Below are 17537 nucleotides of genomic sequence, written 5' to 3' on the forward strand. Positions count from 1 at the left end.
GCAAGGAGACGGACATGGCCGAACGGTCTTTCGCGGAAGAGGTCGGAAAACTCCGCCTCGGCGCCGGTGACACCTTCACCGGCGAGGGCATCCTGGCCATCACCAAGGCGCTGCTGGAAAACGGCGTCGGCTACGTCGGCGGCTATCAGGGCGCGCCGATCAGCCACCTGATGGACGTGCTGGCCGACGCCGAGGAGATTCTGGCCGAGCTTGGCGTGCGCTACGAAGCGAACGCCTCGGAAGCGGCGGCGACGGCGATGCTGGCGGCCTCGGTGCACTACCCGATCCGGGGGGCGGTTACCTACAAGGGCCCGGTGGGGGTCAACGTCGGCTCGGATGCGCTGGCCAACCTCGCCTCGTCCGGCGTCACCGGCGGCGCGCTGATCATCGTGGGCGAGGATTACGGCGAAGGCTCGTCGATCATGCAGGAACGCAGCCACGCCTTCGCGATGAAAAGCCAGGTCTGGCTGCTGGACCCGCGCCCCAACCTGCCCTCGATCGTGCAGGCGGTGGGTCAGGGCTTCGCGCTGTCCGAAGCGTCGAACACGCCCGTCATGCTGATGGTGCGGATCCGGTCATGCCACGTCACCGGCACGTTTCCGACGCGCGACAACCGGCGCCCCCCGCTGACGGTGAAGGACGCGCTGGCCCATCCGCGCAGCGATTTCAACCGCGTCGTGCTGCCGCCGATGTCCTTCGTGCAGGAACAGGACAAGGTGAAGAACCGCTGGCCCGCCGCGCAGGCCTTCATCACGGCGCAGGGGCTGAACGAACGCTTCGGCCCCGATGCGGCGCCGGTCGGGATCCTGTTGCAGGGCGGCATGTACAACGGCGTCATCCGGGCGCTGCAACGGCTGGGGCTGGCCGATCTGCACGGCGAGACGCAGGTGCCGCTTTATGTGCTGAACGTCACCTATCCGCTGGTGCCAGATGAGTTTCTGACGTTCTGCGACGGCAAGGAGGCGGTGCTGGTCATCGAGGAAGGCCAGCCCGAATTCCTCGAACAGGCCTTTGCCGCGATGCTTTACCGCGCGGGCCACACGATCCGGCTGCACGGCAAGGACGTGCTGCCGATGGCGGGCGAATACACCGGCCAGGTGATGCTGGACGGGATCGAGGGCTTCCTGCGCAAGGCCGCGCCCGGCTATCTGCCCGCACAGCGCCGCGCGCCCAATGCCGAAAAGGCGCCGGTCCCCGACCTGTCGAAAACCGTGCCGATCCGCCCGCCCGGCTTCTGCACCGGCTGCCCCGAACGCCCGATCTTCGCCGCGCTGAAGATGGTGCAGGGCGAACTGGGCCAGCACCAGATCGCGGGCGACATCGGCTGCCACCTCTTCGCCTGCCTGCCGCCGTTCGAGATCGGCGGCTCGACCATGGGTTACGGCCTCGGCCCCGCCTCGAACGCGGCCTTCGACGGCGGCGGCGAGAAACGCTCGGTCGCGATCCTCGGCGATGGCGGGTTCTGGCACAACGGGTTGTCGTCCTCGATCGGCAACGCGGTGTTCAACAAGTCCGACTCGGTCACCGTGATCGTCGACAACTTCTATTCCGCCGCGACCGGCGGGCAGGACGTGATGTCCTCGCGCGCCGACAACCGCTCCAAATCCACCCAGCACCCGATTTCCAAGGCGCTGCAAGGCGTCGGCGTCGACTGGGTGCGCCAGATCGACCGCACCTATGACGTGCCCAAGATGCTGGCGACGCTGCGCGAGGCGCTGACCACCGACTACAGCGGCCCCAAGGTGATCGTCGCCTCGTCGGAATGCATGCTCAACAAGCAGCGCCGCGAAAAGCCCCTGCGCAATCAGGCGATCAAGGAGGGTCGCCGGGTCGAAACCCCGCGCTTTGGCGTGGACGAGGAGATCTGCACCGGCGATCACGCCTGCATCCGGCTGTCGGGCTGCCCCTCGCTCAGCCTCAAGCGGCTCGACGATCCGCTGCGCGACGACCCGGTGGCGTCGATCGACCAAAGCTGCGTCGGCTGCGGCAACTGCGGCGAGGTGGCGGATGCCGCGATCCTCTGCCCCTCGTTCTACCGCGCCGACGTGGTGCACAACCCCGGCCCGTGGGAACGCCGCCGCGCAGGCTGGCGCGCCGCGGTCATCGGCTGGTTGCAGGCCCGCCGTCAGCGCGGGCGGCTTGATTTTTCGGCGGGTGCGGCATGAGCGTGCTGGCCCCAATCGACGCCGACCCGCGCCTCGGCGGCATCCTGAAGCTGGCGGTGATGGCGGTCGGCGGTCAGGGCGGCGGCGTCTTGACCGACTGGATCGAGGCGGTCGCCCGCGACGGCGGCTACGCGGTGCAGGCCACCTCGGTCGCGGGCGTGGCACAGCGCACCGGCGCCACGATCTACTACATCGAGATGGCCCCCTCGGGCGACCGCGCGCCGGTCTTCGCCCTGCTGCCCGCGGCGGGCGACGTCGATATCCTGGTCGCCGCCGAGTTGATGGAGGCGGGCCGCGCCATCCTGCGCGGCTTCGTCACGCCCGACCGCACCACCCTGATCGCCTCGACCCACCGCGCGCTGGCGGTATCGGAAAAGACGGTGCCCGGCGACGGCATCGCCAGCGCCGACGAGGTGCTGGCGGCAGCCGAGATTGCCGCACAGCGCACGATCCTGTTCGACATGGAAAAGATCGCGGTGGAGTCCGGCACCGTGATCTCGGCCAGCCTCTTTGGCGCGCTGGCGGGCTCGGGCGCCCTGCCCTTTCCGCGCACCGCGTTCGAGGCGGCGATCAAGGGCTCGGGTCGCGGCGTCGAGGCAAGCCTGCGCGCCTTCGCCCGCGCCTTCGACGCGGCGCAAAAGGGCGCCGCCGCGCCGGGGAAAGCCGCCGCCAAGCCCGCCCCCACGACCCCGCGTGGCGCCCCGAAGCTCATCGGCCAATGGGCCGCCCTGACCGCCGCCGCCGAAGCGCTGCCCGCGCCGGTGCAGCCGATGGCGCTGGTTGGCTTGCGCAAGGTGGTGGATTTTCAGGATATCGCCTACGGCCGCGAATACCTCGACCGCCTCGCCACCGTGCAGCGCGCCGACAGCGTGGCGCACGACTGGGTGCTGACCCGTGAATCCGCGAAATACATCGCCAACGCAATGGCCTATGACGACGTGATCCGGGTCGCCGACCTCAAGACCCGCGCGCCCCGCCTTGGCCGCATCCGCGCCGAGATGGGCGCCACCGGGGCCACGCTGTTGCAGGTCACCGAATTCCTGCACCCCCGCGCCGAGGAAATCGTCAGCCTCCTCCCCCCGAGCCTCGGCACCACGATCGAGGCAAGCCCCGCCCGCATGGCCTGGATCGACCGGCGCTTCGGCACCGGCCGACGGCTGCGCAGCGACAGCCTTGGGGCCTTCGCGCAACTCTACCTGCTCGGCGGTCTGCGCGGCTGGCGCCGCCACACCCTGCGCCATCAGCGCGAACAGCAGCACCTGAACGGCTGGCTTGCCGCCGCCCTCGCCCAGACGCCCGAGCGTTACGATCTGGCGGTCGAGGTGATCCGCACCCGCCGCCTGATCAAGGGATATTCCGACACCCACACCCGGGGTCTCACGAAATACGACCGCGTGATGGCGGGCATTGCGCTGGTCGCCGCCCGCCCCGACGCCGCCGACTGGGCCCGGCGCCTGCGCGAGGCCGCGCTGAAGGACGAGGCGGGTGCTGCGCTCGACGGCGCACTGCTGACGATCCGGTCGTTCGTCTGAAACGCGCAGCACCCGCCCCGTCTTTCGGTCCTCAAGTATCCCGGGGGTCCGGGGGCTGGCCCCCGGCTTCGTCGCAACCTCAGCGGATGCCGCGCGCCTCCAGGATCGGCAGCACGGTGTCGCGGAAATAGGGGAACTCGGCGACATAATCGACAAAGCTCAGCGTGGTGCCGCGGAACCCCGCCGCCTGCAGCGCGCAGATCCCGTCGGCCACCTGTTCCGGCGTGCCGATCAGCGGAAAGCCACCGTGCCCGGCCGCCATCAGGTCGCGGATATGGGCCAGCAAGTCATGCGGAAAGCTTTGCGCATGGGCGAACTGCAAGCGCACCAGATTGTCGACCGCGACCCAGTCGGCGTTGGTCTTGGCGGTGTGCTCCAGGTAGGCCCGCGCCTCGGCCTCGGTCGGGCGGCAGATGACGTGGCTGAAGGTCAGCACGTCGACCTTGCGGCCCTTCGCCGTGGCCTGATCCTTCAGCTCCGCGATCTCGGCGGTGGATCGGCTCAGGTCGATCGCCGGGGTGAACAGGAAGTTCGCGTTGTCGGTGGCAAAGCCGCGCCCCTGCGGTGATCCCGCCGCGTTGATGATCGGCACCGTGCCGCGCAGCGGTTTGGGATCGCCCTTCACGCCCTTGAGGTGGAAATACTTGCCATCCCAGTCAAAATGCTCGTCCGAGGTCCAGAGCTTGCGCACCACGTCGAACCATTCCTGCGCATAGCCATAGCGCGTTTCGTGATCATCCGGCAGCGTCAGGCCAAGCGCCTCGTATTCCGGCTTGTTCCAGCCCGCCACGATGTTCAGCCCGGCCCGGCCCGCGCCGATCTGGTCGATGGTGGCGATCTGCTTGGCCACCACCACCGGGTTGTTCGCGGCGGTGTGGATCGTCGCGAACACCGCGATCTTCTTGGTCGAGGCCAGCAGCCCGGCGGCCCAAGTCATCGTTTCCAGCACACCGCCGTGGAAATCGGTCTCGCCGCCATAGCCGATCCAGCGCGCGATCGGCAGCATGAAGTCGATCCCCGCGTCATCGAGCATCTGCCCGAGTGCGAGGTTATTCGCCCAACTGTTCACCCAGCGTTCCGGCACCTTGGTGACGGTCATGCCAGACGAGCAGTTGGACGAAAACGTGCCCAGCAGAAAGCGGTCGCCCGCCAGCATCGGGTTGTCGGTCATGGTTGGTTTTCCCTGTTGATTTGATTTTATGATAGAAAGTCTATCGTAAATTCAATTTGCGTCAACCGCGATGATTGCCCAGACTGCACCGCGATGCAGGAGGCAGGAATGGCGCGCAAGCCCTTGGAACCGAAGGATGCCACCCCGCGCGAGGCGCTGGATTACCGCTGGCATCTGGCGCAGAGCGGGGTCGAGATCGACACCACCGAACTGGAATTCGCGCTGATGCGCGCGACCGAGGGATTCGGGCGCTGGCAGTCGGAATGCCTGGCGGGCGTGGTCGATCTGGCCGCCACCGGGCCGGAAAACGCGCTGCTGCACATCATCCGGATGAACGAGCGGCCGAAGACCATCAAGGATCTGGCCCGGCTGACCAACCGCAACGATGTGCCCAACATCCAGTATTCGCTGCGCAAGCTGATCGGCGCCGGGCTGGTGGAGCGCAAGGGCTCGGGCCGGGCCGGTGTCACCTACGAGGTGACGGCGACGGGGCGCAAGGTGACCGACGATTACGGCGACCTGCGCCGCCGCCTGCTGATCACGGCGATTGCCGCCCTGCCCGACCTGCCCGCCCGGATGCAGGAGGCCGCGCGGACGCTGAACCTGCTGTCGGGCCTTTACGAGGAGGTCGCGCGGGTCGCGGCCACCCATCGGCGCGCCTGAGGGGTCAGCCCACCGCCGCGCCCAGAACCTCCAGCATCCGGTCCACCCCCGCGGCGGTCGTCATCACCCCCGGCGACAGGCGCAACAACTGCCCGCGCGCGTCGGCAAAGACGCCCGCCGCGCGGAACCCGGCCAGCACCCCGGCGGCGGGCACCCGGTCGGGCAGGCGCAGCATCACGCTGCCACCCCGCTCGGTCTCGTCGCGCGGGCTGACCTGCGGCAGGCCAAGGCCGTCCAGCCCCTCGATGATCCGCGCCGACAGGGCGCGGTTGTGCGCCAGGATCGCCGCGTGGTCCTGCGCCGCGTGCCAGTCGAGCGCGGGCAGGCTGGCCGCTGCCGCCATCACCCCCGGCGTGCCGGTATCGAAGCGGCGGATATCGGGCGCATAGGCGAACTTGTCCAGCGCCCAGGAAAACGGGTTGTCCTGACTGAACCAGCCGCGCAGCTCGGGCTGGCAGGCGGCGATCAGGCTTTCGGCAACCTGCAATATCCCGGCGCCCGGCGTGCCGCACATCCATTTCAGGCTGGTCGAGATGGCGAAATCCACCGCCGGTTCCGCCACGCTGAACGGGATCAGCCCCGCACCTTGGGTGATGTCCACCCCCACCACGCTGCCCATCGCCCGCCCCTGCGCCACCAGCGGCGCCAGATCGCAGCGATGCGACGAGATCGAACTGACCCAGGTGATCAGCCCCAGCCCCACATCCGGGCCCCAGCGGTCGGCCATATCCTCATCGCGCACCCAGGCCTCGCCCTGCCGGATCGGCACGGTGTCGAGCGTAAAGCCCAGCCGCGGCGCAAGGCCGGTCAGCAGGAAGTGGTTGCTGGGAAAGCAATCCGCCCCCACCAGCACGCGCTTGCCCTTCAGCCGCCCCGCAGGCAGCGCGGTGATCAGCGCATGCAGCGCGGCGGTGACGTTTTCGGTGGTGGTCAGGGTGCCGGGGGCCGCCCCGATCAGCGCCGACCAGCGGTCGATGAAGCGCTGCCGCAGCGGCAGGATCGCGCCCCACTGGCCATCGTCGGGCGCGCCCCAGGCGGCGGCGAAGGACGCCATCGCGGCGGCCAGATCGGCGGCCTTGCCGGGATACTGGCCGATCGAGTGGTACAGGAAATAGGCGGAACCGTCGGTCATGCTGTGCTGTCTCATCTCTCGTTGTGCCTCAGTGGCCGCCCTTGCGTTTGTAGCGCCGCTCCAGCCGCCCGGTCAGCCGCACCAGCGGCCAGAGGATCGCCACATAGATCAGCGCCGCGCCGATCAGCGGCGTCGGGTTGGCAAACAGCGCCTGCGCGTCGGTCGCCTGTTTCAGCAGGTCGTTCATCGCCACCACCGAGGCCAGCGAGGTATCCTTGATCAGCGACACCGAACTGGAGGCAAGCGGCGGGATCACCAGCCGGATCGCCTGCGGCAGCACCACCTTCTGCATGGTGCGCCAGAACGGCAGCCCCAGCGATTCCGACGCCTCGAACTGGCCGCGCGGCACCGCCTCGATGCCCGCCCGCACGATCTCGGCGGTATAGGCGGCCATCACCATCGACAGCGCGATCGCGGCGGCCTGAAACGACGAGAAGGTGATGCCGACAAAGGGCAGCGCGTAATAGATCAGGATCAGCACTACCAGCATCGGCATCGCCCGCATCAGGTCGATGTAGAGGATCGCCAGCAGGCGCAGCAGACGCGGCGCGTAAAGCCGCATCAGACAGACCAGAACCCCGCCGACACTGCCCAGAACGATTGCGGTCGCGCCGAGCATCAGCGTGTTGCCGAGCCCGCGGATCAGAATGGGAAACGCCCGCAACAGGACGCTCCAGTTGAAGAAAATGTCGATGGCGTTCATGCGGGCGTCCGGCGCAGAGGGGGATAGGCGGCGGCCTCACGGCCGCCACCCGCGCCGGTCAGTCGGCCGAGGTCGGCACCGGCATCGCGGTCAGCGTCACGCTGCCCGCCGCCGGGTCCACGCCGAACCATTTCTTGTAAAGCGTCGCCATCGTGCCGTCGGTCTTGATCTCCGACAGGGTGCTGTTGATCTTGTCGAGCAGGTCCGAGCCCTTCGGCAGCATGAAGGCGAACTTCTCGCCGGTCGGGATCTCGATCGGCACGGCCAGCCCCTTCATCTGGGTCATCGCATAGCGCAACCCGACGACATCGTTCGCCACCGCATCCACCCGCCCGGCGGTCAGGTCGGTCAGCATGTTGGCGACGGTGTCATAGCTCTTGTAGTCCTTGTAGCCCATCTCGGCCTGATGGTCCTTCATCCACTTCTCGCCGAACGAGGTGGCGATGGAGCCCACCGTCTTGTCCTTCAGATCGGCCAGCACCTTGATGCCCGCGCCGTCCTTGGTGGCGATCCCCAGCGCGCCGGTGACGATCGGCTGGGTGAACGACTGGCTTTGCAGCCGGTCATCGGTGATCGTCAGCGACGAGATCACGATATCCACCCGGTGCGAGGCCGAGGCAACGAAGAGCGCCTTGAAATCAAGGCCCTGGATGTCGGTCGTCATGCCCATCCGCTTGGCGATCTCGTTCACGATATCGACCTCGAAGCCCTGGAACGCGCCGCTGGCGTCCTTGAATTCCCACGGCGGGTTGGCGGGGTAGGACCCCACCTTCAGCACCCCGGCCGCGATCCCCTGCACGGCCGAAACGGCCAGCGCCGCCCCGGCGATCAGACCCATGAGGGCCCGGCGATTCAACGTCATGTGTAACCTCCTGTCGCTGCCGGACAGTCTGTCCGGTCTGTTTGTTTGCCGCCAGCGTCCCGCCAAACCGGGCCGCCGATCCCAAATGCTGCCATGATTCCGATGGCGCACCTAGTATTATTTCAAGCTTGAAGGAAGACTCGCCCACACATCTTTACCCCCTCGCATCCAGCGCATCGCGCAGCATCGCCAGCGGCAGATGCGCGTTGGGCGCATAGCGCATCAGGCCGTGCCACGGGATCGGCGATGGCGGCCCGCTTGGCACCGGCAATGCGGCCGCCGGAACCCCGCTCGTCCAGTCGGCCAGCACCCGGCCGAGCATCGTCGTCATCGCGATACCGCGCCCGTTGCAGGCGATCCCGGCGACCAGGCCGGGGGCAGGCTCGATCAGATGCGGCAGGAAATCCGGCATCACCGCCGCCATGCCCGACCACGCGAACTGCACCGGCGGCAGATCGGGCAGGTCGAGCAGGCGCGACAGCCGCCGGTGGATCGCGCGCGGCACCCGATGATCCGCACCGGGGCCGAGGATGTGCATGCCCCCGCTGATCAGCCGGTTGGCGGCATCGAAGCGGAAGGTGAAAAGGTTGCGCCGCGTGTCCGACACACATTGGCCGCCCGGCAGCAACCGCGCGCGCACCTCGGCGGGCAGCGGCGCGGTGGCGATCTGGAACACCTTCAACGGGAAAAACGACCGCGCCACAGCGGGTTGCAGCGCGCCGACATGCGCGTTCGTGGCCAGCACGACCCGCCTGGCCCGGACCGATCCGGCGCCGCTGCGGGCGATCCAGCCGCCGCGCTCGGGCGCCAGATCGGTGACCGGCGTGTCCTCGAAGATCGTCGCCCCGGCCCGTTCGGCCGCCCCGGCCAGCCCGCGCGCATAGGCGACCGGGTTCAGCACCCCGCCCGAACGGTCGATCCAGCCGCCCGCATAACCGCGCGCGCCCGTCATCTGCGCGACCTGGTCGGCGTCGAGCACCTCGGCCGGGCGGCCGCATTCGGCCCATTGCCGGGCGCGCGCGCGGATCACCGTCATCGCAGCGGCGGTTGGCGCGGGCTGGATCCAGCCGCTTTGCAGCGCGTCGCAGGCGATGGCGTGGTCGCGGATCAGCCCGAACACCAGATCGGCGCTTCCGGCGGCGAACGCGACCAGCCGGGCGCCCTTTTCGGGGCCAAGCCGTGCCAGCACCGCCTCGGGGTCCACCCTGGCGAAGTTCGGCACCACGAAGCCCGCGTTGCGCCCGCTGGCACCCGCCGCGATCCGCTCGCGCTCCAGCACCACCACGCGCAGGCCCGCCGCGGCGGCGTGCAGCGCGCAGGACAGGCCGGTGAATCCGCCACCGACGATCAGCAGGTCGGCCTCGACCGCATCGGCGAGCGGCGGGCGTGGCGCGACCGCGCCGCTGACGACATGCCAGAGCGAAGGCGTCACGCGTCGCCCCCGCCCGGTTTCGCCTTGCGCCGCGCCGGGCCGAAGAAGCCCTGCGGCCGCGCCAGCAGGATGATGCAGAGCATCACGCCGATCGCCACGATCTGCAACGCGGCGGCGCGGGCCTGAAACGCGGCGGGCACCAGCGCGGCCGTCAGCGCCCCCGCGCCGACCCAGACCGCCCAGACCACCACCGCCCCCGCCAGCGCCCCCCGGTTGGAGCCGGAGCCCCCGACCATCAACATGGCCCAGACCTGAAACGTCAGTGTTGGCAAGTAGTTGTCTGGCGCAATGAAGCCGATCAGATGGGCCTGCACGGCGCCCGCCAGCCCCATCACCGCGCCGCCCGCCGCGAAGGCCTGGATGCGGTAGGATCGCGCGCTCTTGCCCAGCGAGATCGCCGCCCTCTCATCCTCGCGCAGCGCCCGCAGCACCCGGCCCCAGGGGCTTTTCGACAGGTGCTGAAGCGCCAGATAGGTCACCAAGGTCACCCCAAGAACGACCGCGAAGTTGCTGAAATTGAACAGAACCGGGCGATCCGCCAGGGCCCCGAACGGACGCGGGATGAAGGCCACGCCGAACGGCCCGCCGGTCAGCCCGGTGGCGTTCAGCGCCACCAGTTGCGTCACCACGGCCACCCCGAAGGTGGTGATGGCCAGGTAGTCGGCCTTCAGCCGCAGCGTGGCAAAGCCGGTCAGCGCCGCCGCCGCCCCCGCCAGCGCCATCGCGCCAAGCCAGCCCACCGCGATCGGCAGCCCGAAGCCGCCGATCCGGTCCACCACCGCGGGCGTCGTCAGCAGCGCCGAGGTATAGGCGCCGATCGCCACAAAGCCCGCAATGCCGACGTTGAAGAGCCCGGTCAGCCCCCATTGCAGGTTCAGCCCCAGCGCGATCAGGCCGAAGATCAGCGCGGTGGACAGGAAGAACGCGGCATAGCCCAGCAGGTCGATCATCGCTCGCGTACTCCGAACAGGCCGTTGGGGCGGACCAGCAGCACCGCCATCAGGATGACGAAGGCGACCGCCTGCCGCCACTCGGCGCCGATCAGTTGCACGGCGCCCGCCTCGGACAGGCCGATGATGAGACCGCCCAGCACAGCGCCAGGCACGCTGCCGATGCCGCCAAGAATGGCGGCCGCGAACATCGGCAGCAGCAGGTCAAGCCCCATCAGCGGCCGGATCTGCACGATGACGCCCACCATGATGCCCGCCGCGCAGGCCAGCGCGCCACCCAGCATCCAGGTGGCACGCACCACGCGCGCCACGTCGATGCCGACCACCTGCGCCAGCGCCGGGTTCTGGCTGTAGGCCTGCATCTCGCGCCCGGTGCGACTGCGGGTCATGAAGATGTGCATCGACGTGACCAGAATCGCCGTCATCCCCAGCAGCACGATCTGGTCGGGCGTGATGCGGATGCCCCAGCCGATCGGCATCGCCATCTGGATGCTGCGGCTGAAATAGGTCGGGCGCGAGGTGAAGGTGAACTCCAGCAGGCTGCGCAGCGCCATCGAGGCGCCAAAGCTCGCCATCACCACGATGATCGACTGGCCCCGCGCCCTGAGCCGGGCGAACAGCACCGCATCCAGCGCCAGCGCCATCAGCCCGGTCAGCACCATGCCCGCCAGCCCCGCCACGATCAGCGGCCAGCCGAAGGACAGCGGGCCGAGCGGCGCAGTGGCGCCGAACACCGCGCCGATCAGACCGACCAGCGTCAGCGTGGCATAGGTGCCCCAGGCCATGAAATCGCCGTGCGCGAAGTTGGAAAAGCGCAGGATCGAATAGGTCAGCGTGATGCCGATGGCGCCAAGGCCGACCATCGAGCCGGACAGCAGTCCGTCAACCAGGAATTGCAGGTTCACCGCGCGCCCTCCTTGCGTTGGCCAAGGTAAAGCTCGGCAATGATCGGGTTGTGCCAAAGGCTTGCCGCCGGACCCTCATGCGCTACATGACCTTCGACCAGCACATAGGCGCGGTCGCCGATCGCCAGCGCGGCGCGGGCGTTCTGTTCCACCAGCACGATGGTCAGGCCCGCACGGCGAATTTCGGTGAGCTGCGCAAAGACCATCTCGACGAACTTGGGCGACAACCCGGCCGAGGGTTCATCCAGCATCAGCACGCGCGGATGCACGATCAGCGCCCGCGCCACCGCCAGCATCTGGCGCTGGCCACCCGACAGGCTGCCCGCAGGCAAGCGGCGCTGGCGCGCGAGGTCGGGGAACATCTGGAACATCTCGTCCATCCGGGGCACGATCTCGGCGCGCGGCAGCACCCCGGCCGAGACCCGCAGGTTGTCCTGCACCGACAGCAGCGGAAAGACGTTTTCCGTCTGCGGCACGAAAGCGAGGCCACGGCGCACCATCAGATGCGCGGGCAGTTGCGTGATTTGCCGCCCGTCGAGCGAAACGGTGCCGGAGGTCACTGGAACAAGGCCAGCTATTGCCTTGATAAGACTTGATTTACCGGCGCCATTCGGGCCAAGGATCACGACGATTTCCGCCGCATCCGCCCGGATCGTGGCACCGCGCACGATCGAGAGGCCAGGTTCGTATCCGGCGACGAGCGCCTCGACCTGAAGGATCGCCGTCATCCGGTGCCCCCCAGATAGGCGTCGATCACGCGCGGGTCGCGCGCCACCTCGTCCGGCGTGCCCTCGCAGAGCGCGGCGCCCGAGGCCATCACCAGCACCCGGTGGCACAGGCGCGTCACCATGTCGATGTTGTGCTCGATCAGCAGGAAGGTCACGCCGCGCGCGTTGATGGCACGGATGCGGTCGATGATCACCTCCAGCAGGGTGGCGTTCACCCCGGCGGCGGGCTCGTCCAGCAGGATGATGCCGGGGTCGGCCATCAGCACGCGGGCCAGTTCGAGCAGCTTGCGCTGACCGCCCGACAGGATGCGCGCCGGTTCATCCGCAAGGCGGGCCAGCAGCACGAGGTCCAGCAGGCCGCGCGCCTTGTCACGCGCCGCGCGTTCTTCTGCGGCGATGCGGCGGGGGGCGGTGAAGTTGGCCCAGAACCGCTCGCCGGTCTGATGTTGGCGGGCCAGCAGCATGTTGTCGATCAGGGTGAGATCGGGAAAGGGGCGCGGAATCTGGAACGTGCGGCCAAGGCCCATCGCGATGCGGCGATGCGCGGGGCCGCCTGCCACCTCGACCCCGTTCAGGCGGATCGAGCCGGTGGTGGGTGCGACCGACCCCGCCAGCAGGTCGAACATCGTCGTCTTGCCCGCCCCGTTCGGGCCGATCAGGCCCAGAATCTCCTGCGGGGCGACCGCGAACGACAGGCCATCGACCGCGGTGACGCCACCAAACCGCTTGGTCACGTTCTGCGCTTCCAGCACGGGCGCCTGAACCGGGGGGACGGTGGGCATCGACACGTCCTATCTTTGATGTGTGATCACACTTGATTTGATCACGTTATCGGCGCCTAATGGTTCCTGCAAGATGATTCCTTTTCGGAGGCGCGGCACGCAATGAACGAAAAGGCAGGCCCGATGGGCACCAGCCTTGAACCGGTGGGGCGCGAGACCGTGCAGGATCGCGTCTATGCCGAACTGCGCCGCGCGCTGATCGGCGGGCTCTTTGCGCCGTCGCAGGTGCTGACGATCCGCGGGCTCGCCGATGCGCTGATGACCTCGACCATGCCGGTGCGCGAGGCGCTGGGGCGGCTGATCTCGGAACAGGCGCTGGAGGCGCTGCCGAACCGCACGATCCGGGTGCCGCCGATCACGCTGGAGCGGATCGCCGACCTGTTGCGCGCGCGCGTGCTGATCGAGGGCGAGGCGATCGCGCTGGCGGCACCGCGGATGGATGCACGGCGGCTGGCGGCGGCGCGCGAAATCATGACCGAGTGGCAGCGTCTGCGGCTTGGCGGCAATCCCGAGACGGTGGATCGCGAGGTGGCGCTGAATCAGGCCTTCCATTTCGAGATTTACCATGCCTGCGGGTCATCCGTGCTGATCCCGATGATCGAAAGCCTGTGGCTGCAATCGGGCCCCTGCACGCGCGCCGCGATCTTTGCCTTTTCCGAGGCGGGCGAAAGCGATGCGGCGCTGTTTCATCTGCGCATCCTGGAGGCGCTGGAGGCGGGCGACGCGGGTGCTGCGCGGGCGGCACTGGTGGCCGACATCAGCCGCCCCTTCGCGTTCCTGCGCGAGAAGCTTTTGCACGAAGGAGTGACGGCATGACGGGCTTGATCGGAATCTCGGAGCCGAAATCGGGGCTGGCGGTGCGCGCGGCACTCGTCGGCGCGAAGGCGCCGGTGAACACCGCATTCCTGTGGCGCTGGCTGGCGCAGGAGCGCGTCGTGCCCGCGATCCACGCGATCTGGACCGGCCCCGAGGTTTCCTGCCCGATCCCGCACGATCAGTTGGGCGGCGAGGATGCTCTGCCGCCCGAAAATGCCACGCTGACCCCGCAGCCCGGCGATGTGGTGCTGGCCTATGTGGCGGCCCATGTCTGGGGTGGCAACCCGGTGCCGATCTTCGATGTCGGCCTCTTTTACGGCCCCGGTGGGCGGATGCTGTTTCCGATCGGCTGGCTGGCCGGTTCGGTGGTGGCGCAGGTGATGCCCGCCGACATGGCCGCCTTCGCCGCCGCCTGCGGCCGCATCCGCCAGACCGGCGCCTGCGAGATCACCTTCCGCCGCCTGCCGGAGGCCAACGCATGAGCGACGCCTTCGAACTCTTTGATCTGAGGGTAGAAATCGTGGCGCCTGAGGGGGCGACGATCTACTGCGGCAGCCCCGGCGACTGGTTCGAGCTGCGCGGCGAGCAGTTGCATCTGCCGCCGGGCCAGAGCTTTTCGATCTACTCGCTGGCCGCCATCCTGCCGCTGTTGCCCGCCAAGCAGCGCCAGACCCATCCGAACGACTGGATGACCTCGGACGCCGAGGTCGCCTGCCCCGACCCCCACTGCCCCTCGCGGCTGCGCATCACGCGGATCGGCAAGCGCCGGTTCAGCCATGCCGAGACCACCGCCGTTCCCCTGCCCCGGAGTGCCGAATGACCGCCGTTCCCACCTTCACGCTGCGCCCCGGTCACGAGATTTCGCGTGTCATCCGCGGCGGCTGGCAACTGGCGGGCGGTCACGGCCCGGTCGACCGCGCCCAGACCATCGCCGACATGGTGGCCTTCGCCGAGGCGGGCATCGTCACCTTCGACTGCGCCGACATCTATACCGGGGTGGAGGAGATGATCGGCGCCTTCCGCATGGACTACCTGCACACGCACGGCGCCGAGGCTTTGGCGAAGGTGAAGGTGCACACCAAGCTGGTGCCCGACCTTGAAGACCTCGCCACGCTGGACCGCGCCTATATCCGCCGCATCGTCGAGACCTCGCTGAAGCGGTTGCGGACGGAACGGCTGGACCTCGTGCAGTTCCACTGGTGGGATTACGCGGTGCCGCGCTATCTCGACGCCGTCGGCTGGCTGGGCGAGATGCGGCGCGAGGGCAAGGTGGCCCATATCGGCGGCACCAACTTCGACACCGCGCGCACGCTGGAAATCATCGGCGCCGGGGTGCCGCTGGTCTCGATGCAGGTGCAATACAGCCTGATGGACGCGCGGCCGGAACGGCTGCTGGCCAAGGCGGCGCAGGCGCATGACATGTGGATCCTGGCCTACGGCTCGGTGGCGGGCGGGTTTCTGGGCGACCGCTGGCTGGGCCAGCCGGAGCCGGTGGGCGAACTCGAAAACCGCTCGCTGACGAAATACAAGCTGATCATCGACGATTTCGGCGGCTGGGAGCTGTTCCAGGCGCTGCTGCGCTGTCTGCGCGCCATTGCCGACCGGCACGCCACCGACATCGCCACCGTGGCCAGCGCCGCGATGCTGGAACGCCCCGCGGTGGCGGCGGTGATCGTTGGCGCGCGCAACCGCAGCCATCTGGCGCGCAACCTTCAGGTCGCCAGCCTCAAGCTGACCGAGGCCGACCGCGCCGAGATCGGGGCGGTGCTGGCGCAGGGTCAGGTGCCCGAGGGCGACACCTATACGCTGGAACGTGACCGCGGCGGGCGACATGGCCAGATCATCAAGTATAACCTCAACAAGGCATCCTGAGCAGGTGCCAAGGCCGCCGGACAGGCCTGACCCGACGGCCGCGACAATCAACAGGTTTCCAACCCAACGGATGAGGATGAAGATGAAAACGTCAATGATTGCTATACTTTCCGGGATGATGCTGATGCCCGTCGCGGCCTCGGCCTGCGACATCACCGTGGGCCTTGTGCTGGAACTGACCGGGCCCGCGGGCGAATACGGGCAGGCCGGCGCCAAGTCGGTGGAAATGGCCTTCCGCGACCTGAACGACGCGGGCGGCGTGGCGGGCTGCACGCTCAAGACGGACACCCGCGACAGCCAGACCCAGGCCAACGTGGCGGTGGATGCCGCGACGCAACTGGTGCAGGTCGCCAAGGTGCCCGCCATCATCGGCGGCATCATCTCGCCGATGACGATCCCGATGCTGACCTCGGTCACCGCGCCCGCGCATGTGCTTCAGGTCTCGCCCGCCTCCTCCTCGCCGACGCTGACCGCGCTGGGCGAAGCGGGCAAGACCAACGGCGTGTTCTTCCGCACCATCACCTCGGATGCGCTGCAGGGCGTGGCGGCGGCGAAATTCGCCATCGACAAGGGCTTCAAGAAGATCGCGATCATCCATCAGAACAACGACTTCGGCGTCAATCTGGTGAAGGAATTCACCGCCCCCTACAAGGCGCTGGGCGGCACCGTCGTGTCGGTCACGCCCTACAATGCCAAGCAGTCGAGCTACGCCAGCGAAGTGACGGCGGCGATGGCGGGCAGCCCCGACGCGCTCTATCTGATCTCGGACCCGGTTGATGGCGCCACCATCGCCCGCACCTGGGTCAGCCAGGGCGGCGTGCAGAAGTTCCTCTTGAACGACGGAATGAACAGCGACGATTTCATCACCAGCGTCGGCAAGGAATACCTTGGCAACGCCTTCGGCACCTCGTCGGGCACCAACCCGACGCCGTCCACCGACTACTTCAACGCCAACTACAAGGCGTTCTCGGGCATCGACCCGGCGGCCCCGGCGGCCGACCGGTCCTATGACGCGGGCGCGCTGGTCGGCCTTGCGATCGCCATCGCGGGCGGGCCGGATGCATCCAAGCTGCCGGCCGCGATGTACAAGGCGGTCGATCCGGCGGGCACCGTGATCCATGCCGGCAAGGACGAGTTTGCCAAGGCGCTGAAGCTGATCGCCGACGGCAAGCCGATCAAGTACGAGGGCGTCATCGGCCCGGTCGAGTTCGACAAGTACGGCGACATTTCCGGCCCGTTCCGGCTCTGGCAGATTGTCGATGGCAAGGTGACCACGGTCGGCGAGATGACGCAGGCCGACGTCGATGCGGTCAAGGCCAAGCTGCAGTAGGGCGGAAACAAACCAAAGCCGCCGGGCCTTCGGTCCGGCGGCGCCCGACCGCATCCCCGGCTGCTTGCGGGCTCGGTTGGGCCTTGGGGCACAAATGCCTTGCGGGAACCACCGCGTGACTTCGGCCTGTCCGTCAGGTGGCATCAGCGACCGAAGCCCCCGACCTGGCGCACCGCGAACTGGCAGGACGCCAGCGCCGCGCGCGATGGTGCTGCCACTGCTTTGGCGACATGGACGTGGTGAGGGATCGAGCCGCCACCGGTTCGCGGCCGATCCCGAGCGGCGATGAGTGAACGCGACCATCCCAAGCTGTCGGTTGGGACACGGCCTGACCAAGGCAGCCAGTTCACGTCCTGCGACTGGACCGACCAGCAGGCGCAGGCAGTAGTTCAACTCCGTTGAAAAACCGTCCAAGGATCGGGGCGGAGCTCAGTGAAGCACCGGAACGGGGAGTGCCGGGCCCTGCCAGACGCTTGGCCCGGCACCCGCACCGC

Annotated in this window: 17 protein-coding genes; 8 read left to right on the forward strand and 9 right to left on the reverse strand. The window is 68.4% G+C overall.

The window, feature by feature from the left end:
- Positions 1-14 precede the first annotated feature (14 nt).
- On the forward strand, positions 15-2165 hold the full coding sequence (locus AC11WY_RS02855; RefSeq protein ID WP_482922340.1) for a thiamine pyrophosphate-dependent enzyme: 2151 nt from the start codon (positions 15-17) through the stop codon (positions 2163-2165).
- The gene (locus tag AC11WY_RS02860) at positions 2162-3697 is read left to right on the forward strand and encodes an indolepyruvate oxidoreductase subunit beta family protein (protein ID WP_482922342.1); all 1536 of its coding nucleotides are present in this window, start codon (positions 2162-2164) and stop codon (positions 3695-3697) included. The genes AC11WY_RS02855 and AC11WY_RS02860 overlap by 4 nt, the downstream gene beginning before the upstream one ends.
- A 79-nt stretch (positions 3698-3776) precedes the next feature.
- On the opposite strand, the gene AC11WY_RS02865 is transcribed toward AC11WY_RS02860, so the two are convergent.
- Entirely contained in the window at positions 3777-4868 is a 1092-nt protein-coding gene (locus tag AC11WY_RS02865; RefSeq protein ID WP_482922344.1) for an LLM class flavin-dependent oxidoreductase, read from the reverse strand.
- Positions 4869-4976: 108 nt separating this feature from the next.
- Here AC11WY_RS02865 and AC11WY_RS02870 point away from each other — a divergent pair, with 108 nt between their 5' ends.
- Entirely contained in the window at positions 4977-5531 is a 555-nt protein-coding gene (locus AC11WY_RS02870; RefSeq protein ID WP_482922346.1) for a winged helix DNA-binding protein, read from the forward strand.
- Between the two features lie 4 nt (positions 5532-5535).
- Here the strand turns inward: AC11WY_RS02870 and AC11WY_RS02875 are convergent, their stop codons facing one another.
- From AC11WY_RS02875 to AC11WY_RS02910, 8 genes are all read right to left on the reverse strand, one after another.
- Positions 5536-6663: an aminotransferase class V-fold PLP-dependent enzyme gene (locus AC11WY_RS02875; RefSeq protein WP_482922348.1), complete on the reverse strand. Its 1128-nt coding sequence runs from the start codon at positions 6661-6663 to the stop codon at positions 5536-5538.
- A 28-nt stretch (positions 6664-6691) separates the two neighbouring features.
- Entirely contained in the window at positions 6692-7366 is a 675-nt protein-coding gene (locus AC11WY_RS02880) for an amino acid ABC transporter permease (RefSeq protein ID WP_482922350.1), read from the reverse strand.
- 58 nt (positions 7367-7424) lie between these two features.
- A complete protein-coding gene (locus AC11WY_RS02885) occupies positions 7425-8228 on the reverse strand; it encodes an ABC transporter substrate-binding protein (protein WP_482922352.1) in 804 nt (267 codons plus the stop codon).
- A 154-nt stretch (positions 8229-8382) separates the two neighbouring features.
- Complete coding sequence (locus AC11WY_RS02890) at positions 8383-9660, reverse strand: NAD(P)/FAD-dependent oxidoreductase (protein WP_482922354.1); 1278 nt, start codon at positions 9658-9660, stop codon at positions 8383-8385.
- Positions 9657-10610: a branched-chain amino acid ABC transporter permease gene (locus AC11WY_RS02895; protein ID WP_482922356.1), complete on the reverse strand. Its 954-nt coding sequence runs from the start codon at positions 10608-10610 to the stop codon at positions 9657-9659. The genes AC11WY_RS02890 and AC11WY_RS02895 overlap by 4 nt, the downstream gene beginning before the upstream one ends.
- A complete protein-coding gene (locus tag AC11WY_RS02900) occupies positions 10607-11515 on the reverse strand; it encodes a branched-chain amino acid ABC transporter permease (protein WP_482922358.1) in 909 nt (302 codons plus the stop codon). The genes AC11WY_RS02895 and AC11WY_RS02900 overlap by 4 nt, the downstream gene beginning before the upstream one ends.
- The gene (locus AC11WY_RS02905; RefSeq protein ID WP_482922360.1) at positions 11512-12243 is read right to left on the reverse strand and encodes an ABC transporter ATP-binding protein; all 732 of its coding nucleotides are present in this window, start codon (positions 12241-12243) and stop codon (positions 11512-11514) included. Before AC11WY_RS02905 ends, AC11WY_RS02900 begins: the two co-directional genes overlap by 4 nt.
- Positions 12240-13025: an ABC transporter ATP-binding protein gene (locus AC11WY_RS02910; protein WP_482922362.1), complete on the reverse strand. Its 786-nt coding sequence runs from the start codon at positions 13023-13025 to the stop codon at positions 12240-12242. The genes AC11WY_RS02905 and AC11WY_RS02910 overlap by 4 nt, the downstream gene beginning before the upstream one ends.
- A gap of 102 nt (positions 13026-13127) precedes the next feature.
- Between AC11WY_RS02910 and AC11WY_RS02915 the strand changes: the two genes are divergently transcribed.
- From AC11WY_RS02915 to AC11WY_RS02935, 5 genes are all read left to right on the forward strand, one after another.
- Entirely contained in the window at positions 13128-13841 is a 714-nt protein-coding gene (locus AC11WY_RS02915) for a GntR family transcriptional regulator (protein ID WP_482922364.1), read from the forward strand.
- Positions 13838-14323, forward strand: coding sequence for a DUF3830 family protein (locus AC11WY_RS02920; protein ID WP_482922366.1), 486 nt, complete (start codon positions 13838-13840; stop codon positions 14321-14323). The genes AC11WY_RS02915 and AC11WY_RS02920 overlap by 4 nt, the downstream gene beginning before the upstream one ends.
- Complete coding sequence (locus tag AC11WY_RS02925) at positions 14320-14661, forward strand: TIGR04076 family protein (RefSeq protein WP_482922368.1); 342 nt, start codon at positions 14320-14322, stop codon at positions 14659-14661. Before AC11WY_RS02920 ends, AC11WY_RS02925 begins: the two co-directional genes overlap by 4 nt.
- A complete protein-coding gene (locus tag AC11WY_RS02930) occupies positions 14658-15713 on the forward strand; it encodes an aldo/keto reductase (RefSeq protein ID WP_482922370.1) in 1056 nt (351 codons plus the stop codon). The genes AC11WY_RS02925 and AC11WY_RS02930 overlap by 4 nt, the downstream gene beginning before the upstream one ends.
- Before the next feature lie 82 nt (positions 15714-15795).
- The gene (locus AC11WY_RS02935) at positions 15796-17043 is read left to right on the forward strand and encodes an ABC transporter substrate-binding protein (protein WP_482922372.1); all 1248 of its coding nucleotides are present in this window, start codon (positions 15796-15798) and stop codon (positions 17041-17043) included.
- Positions 17044-17537: the final 494 nt, after the last annotated feature.

The sequence above is a fragment of the Solirhodobacter sp. genome (genome assembly GCF_964715405.1).

What these genes read in the sequence shown, in the direction of transcription:
- AC11WY_RS02920 (WP_482922366.1), top strand. Translation starts at nt 13,838, where the DNA reads ATGACGGGCTTGATCGGAATCTCGGAGCCGAAATCGGGGCTGGCGGTG.
- AC11WY_RS02875 (WP_482922348.1), bottom strand. Translation starts at nt 6,663, where the DNA reads ATGACCGACGGTTCCGCCTATTTCCTGTACCACTCGATCGGCCAGTAT.
- AC11WY_RS02925 (WP_482922368.1), top strand. Translation starts at nt 14,320, where the DNA reads ATGAGCGACGCCTTCGAACTCTTTGATCTGAGGGTAGAAATCGTGGCG.
- AC11WY_RS02865 (WP_482922344.1), bottom strand. Translation starts at nt 4,868, where the DNA reads ATGACCGACAACCCGATGCTGGCGGGCGACCGCTTTCTGCTGGGCACG.
- AC11WY_RS02880 (WP_482922350.1), bottom strand. Translation starts at nt 7,366, where the DNA reads ATGAACGCCATCGACATTTTCTTCAACTGGAGCGTCCTGTTGCGGGCG.
- AC11WY_RS02915 (WP_482922364.1), top strand. Translation starts at nt 13,128, where the DNA reads ATGAACGAAAAGGCAGGCCCGATGGGCACCAGCCTTGAACCGGTGGGG.
- AC11WY_RS02905 (WP_482922360.1), bottom strand. Translation starts at nt 12,243, where the DNA reads ATGACGGCGATCCTTCAGGTCGAGGCGCTCGTCGCCGGATACGAACCT.
- AC11WY_RS02855 (WP_482922340.1), top strand. Translation starts at nt 15, where the DNA reads ATGGCCGAACGGTCTTTCGCGGAAGAGGTCGGAAAACTCCGCCTCGGC.
- AC11WY_RS02930 (WP_482922370.1), top strand. Translation starts at nt 14,658, where the DNA reads ATGACCGCCGTTCCCACCTTCACGCTGCGCCCCGGTCACGAGATTTCG.
- AC11WY_RS02910 (WP_482922362.1), bottom strand. Translation starts at nt 13,025, where the DNA reads ATGCCCACCGTCCCCCCGGTTCAGGCGCCCGTGCTGGAAGCGCAGAAC.
- AC11WY_RS02895 (WP_482922356.1), bottom strand. Translation starts at nt 10,610, where the DNA reads ATGATCGACCTGCTGGGCTATGCCGCGTTCTTCCTGTCCACCGCGCTG.
- AC11WY_RS02870 (WP_482922346.1), top strand. Translation starts at nt 4,977, where the DNA reads ATGGCGCGCAAGCCCTTGGAACCGAAGGATGCCACCCCGCGCGAGGCG.
- AC11WY_RS02860 (WP_482922342.1), top strand. Translation starts at nt 2,162, where the DNA reads ATGAGCGTGCTGGCCCCAATCGACGCCGACCCGCGCCTCGGCGGCATC.
- AC11WY_RS02935 (WP_482922372.1), top strand. Translation starts at nt 15,796, where the DNA reads ATGAAAACGTCAATGATTGCTATACTTTCCGGGATGATGCTGATGCCC.
- AC11WY_RS02885 (WP_482922352.1), bottom strand. Translation starts at nt 8,228, where the DNA reads ATGACGTTGAATCGCCGGGCCCTCATGGGTCTGATCGCCGGGGCGGCG.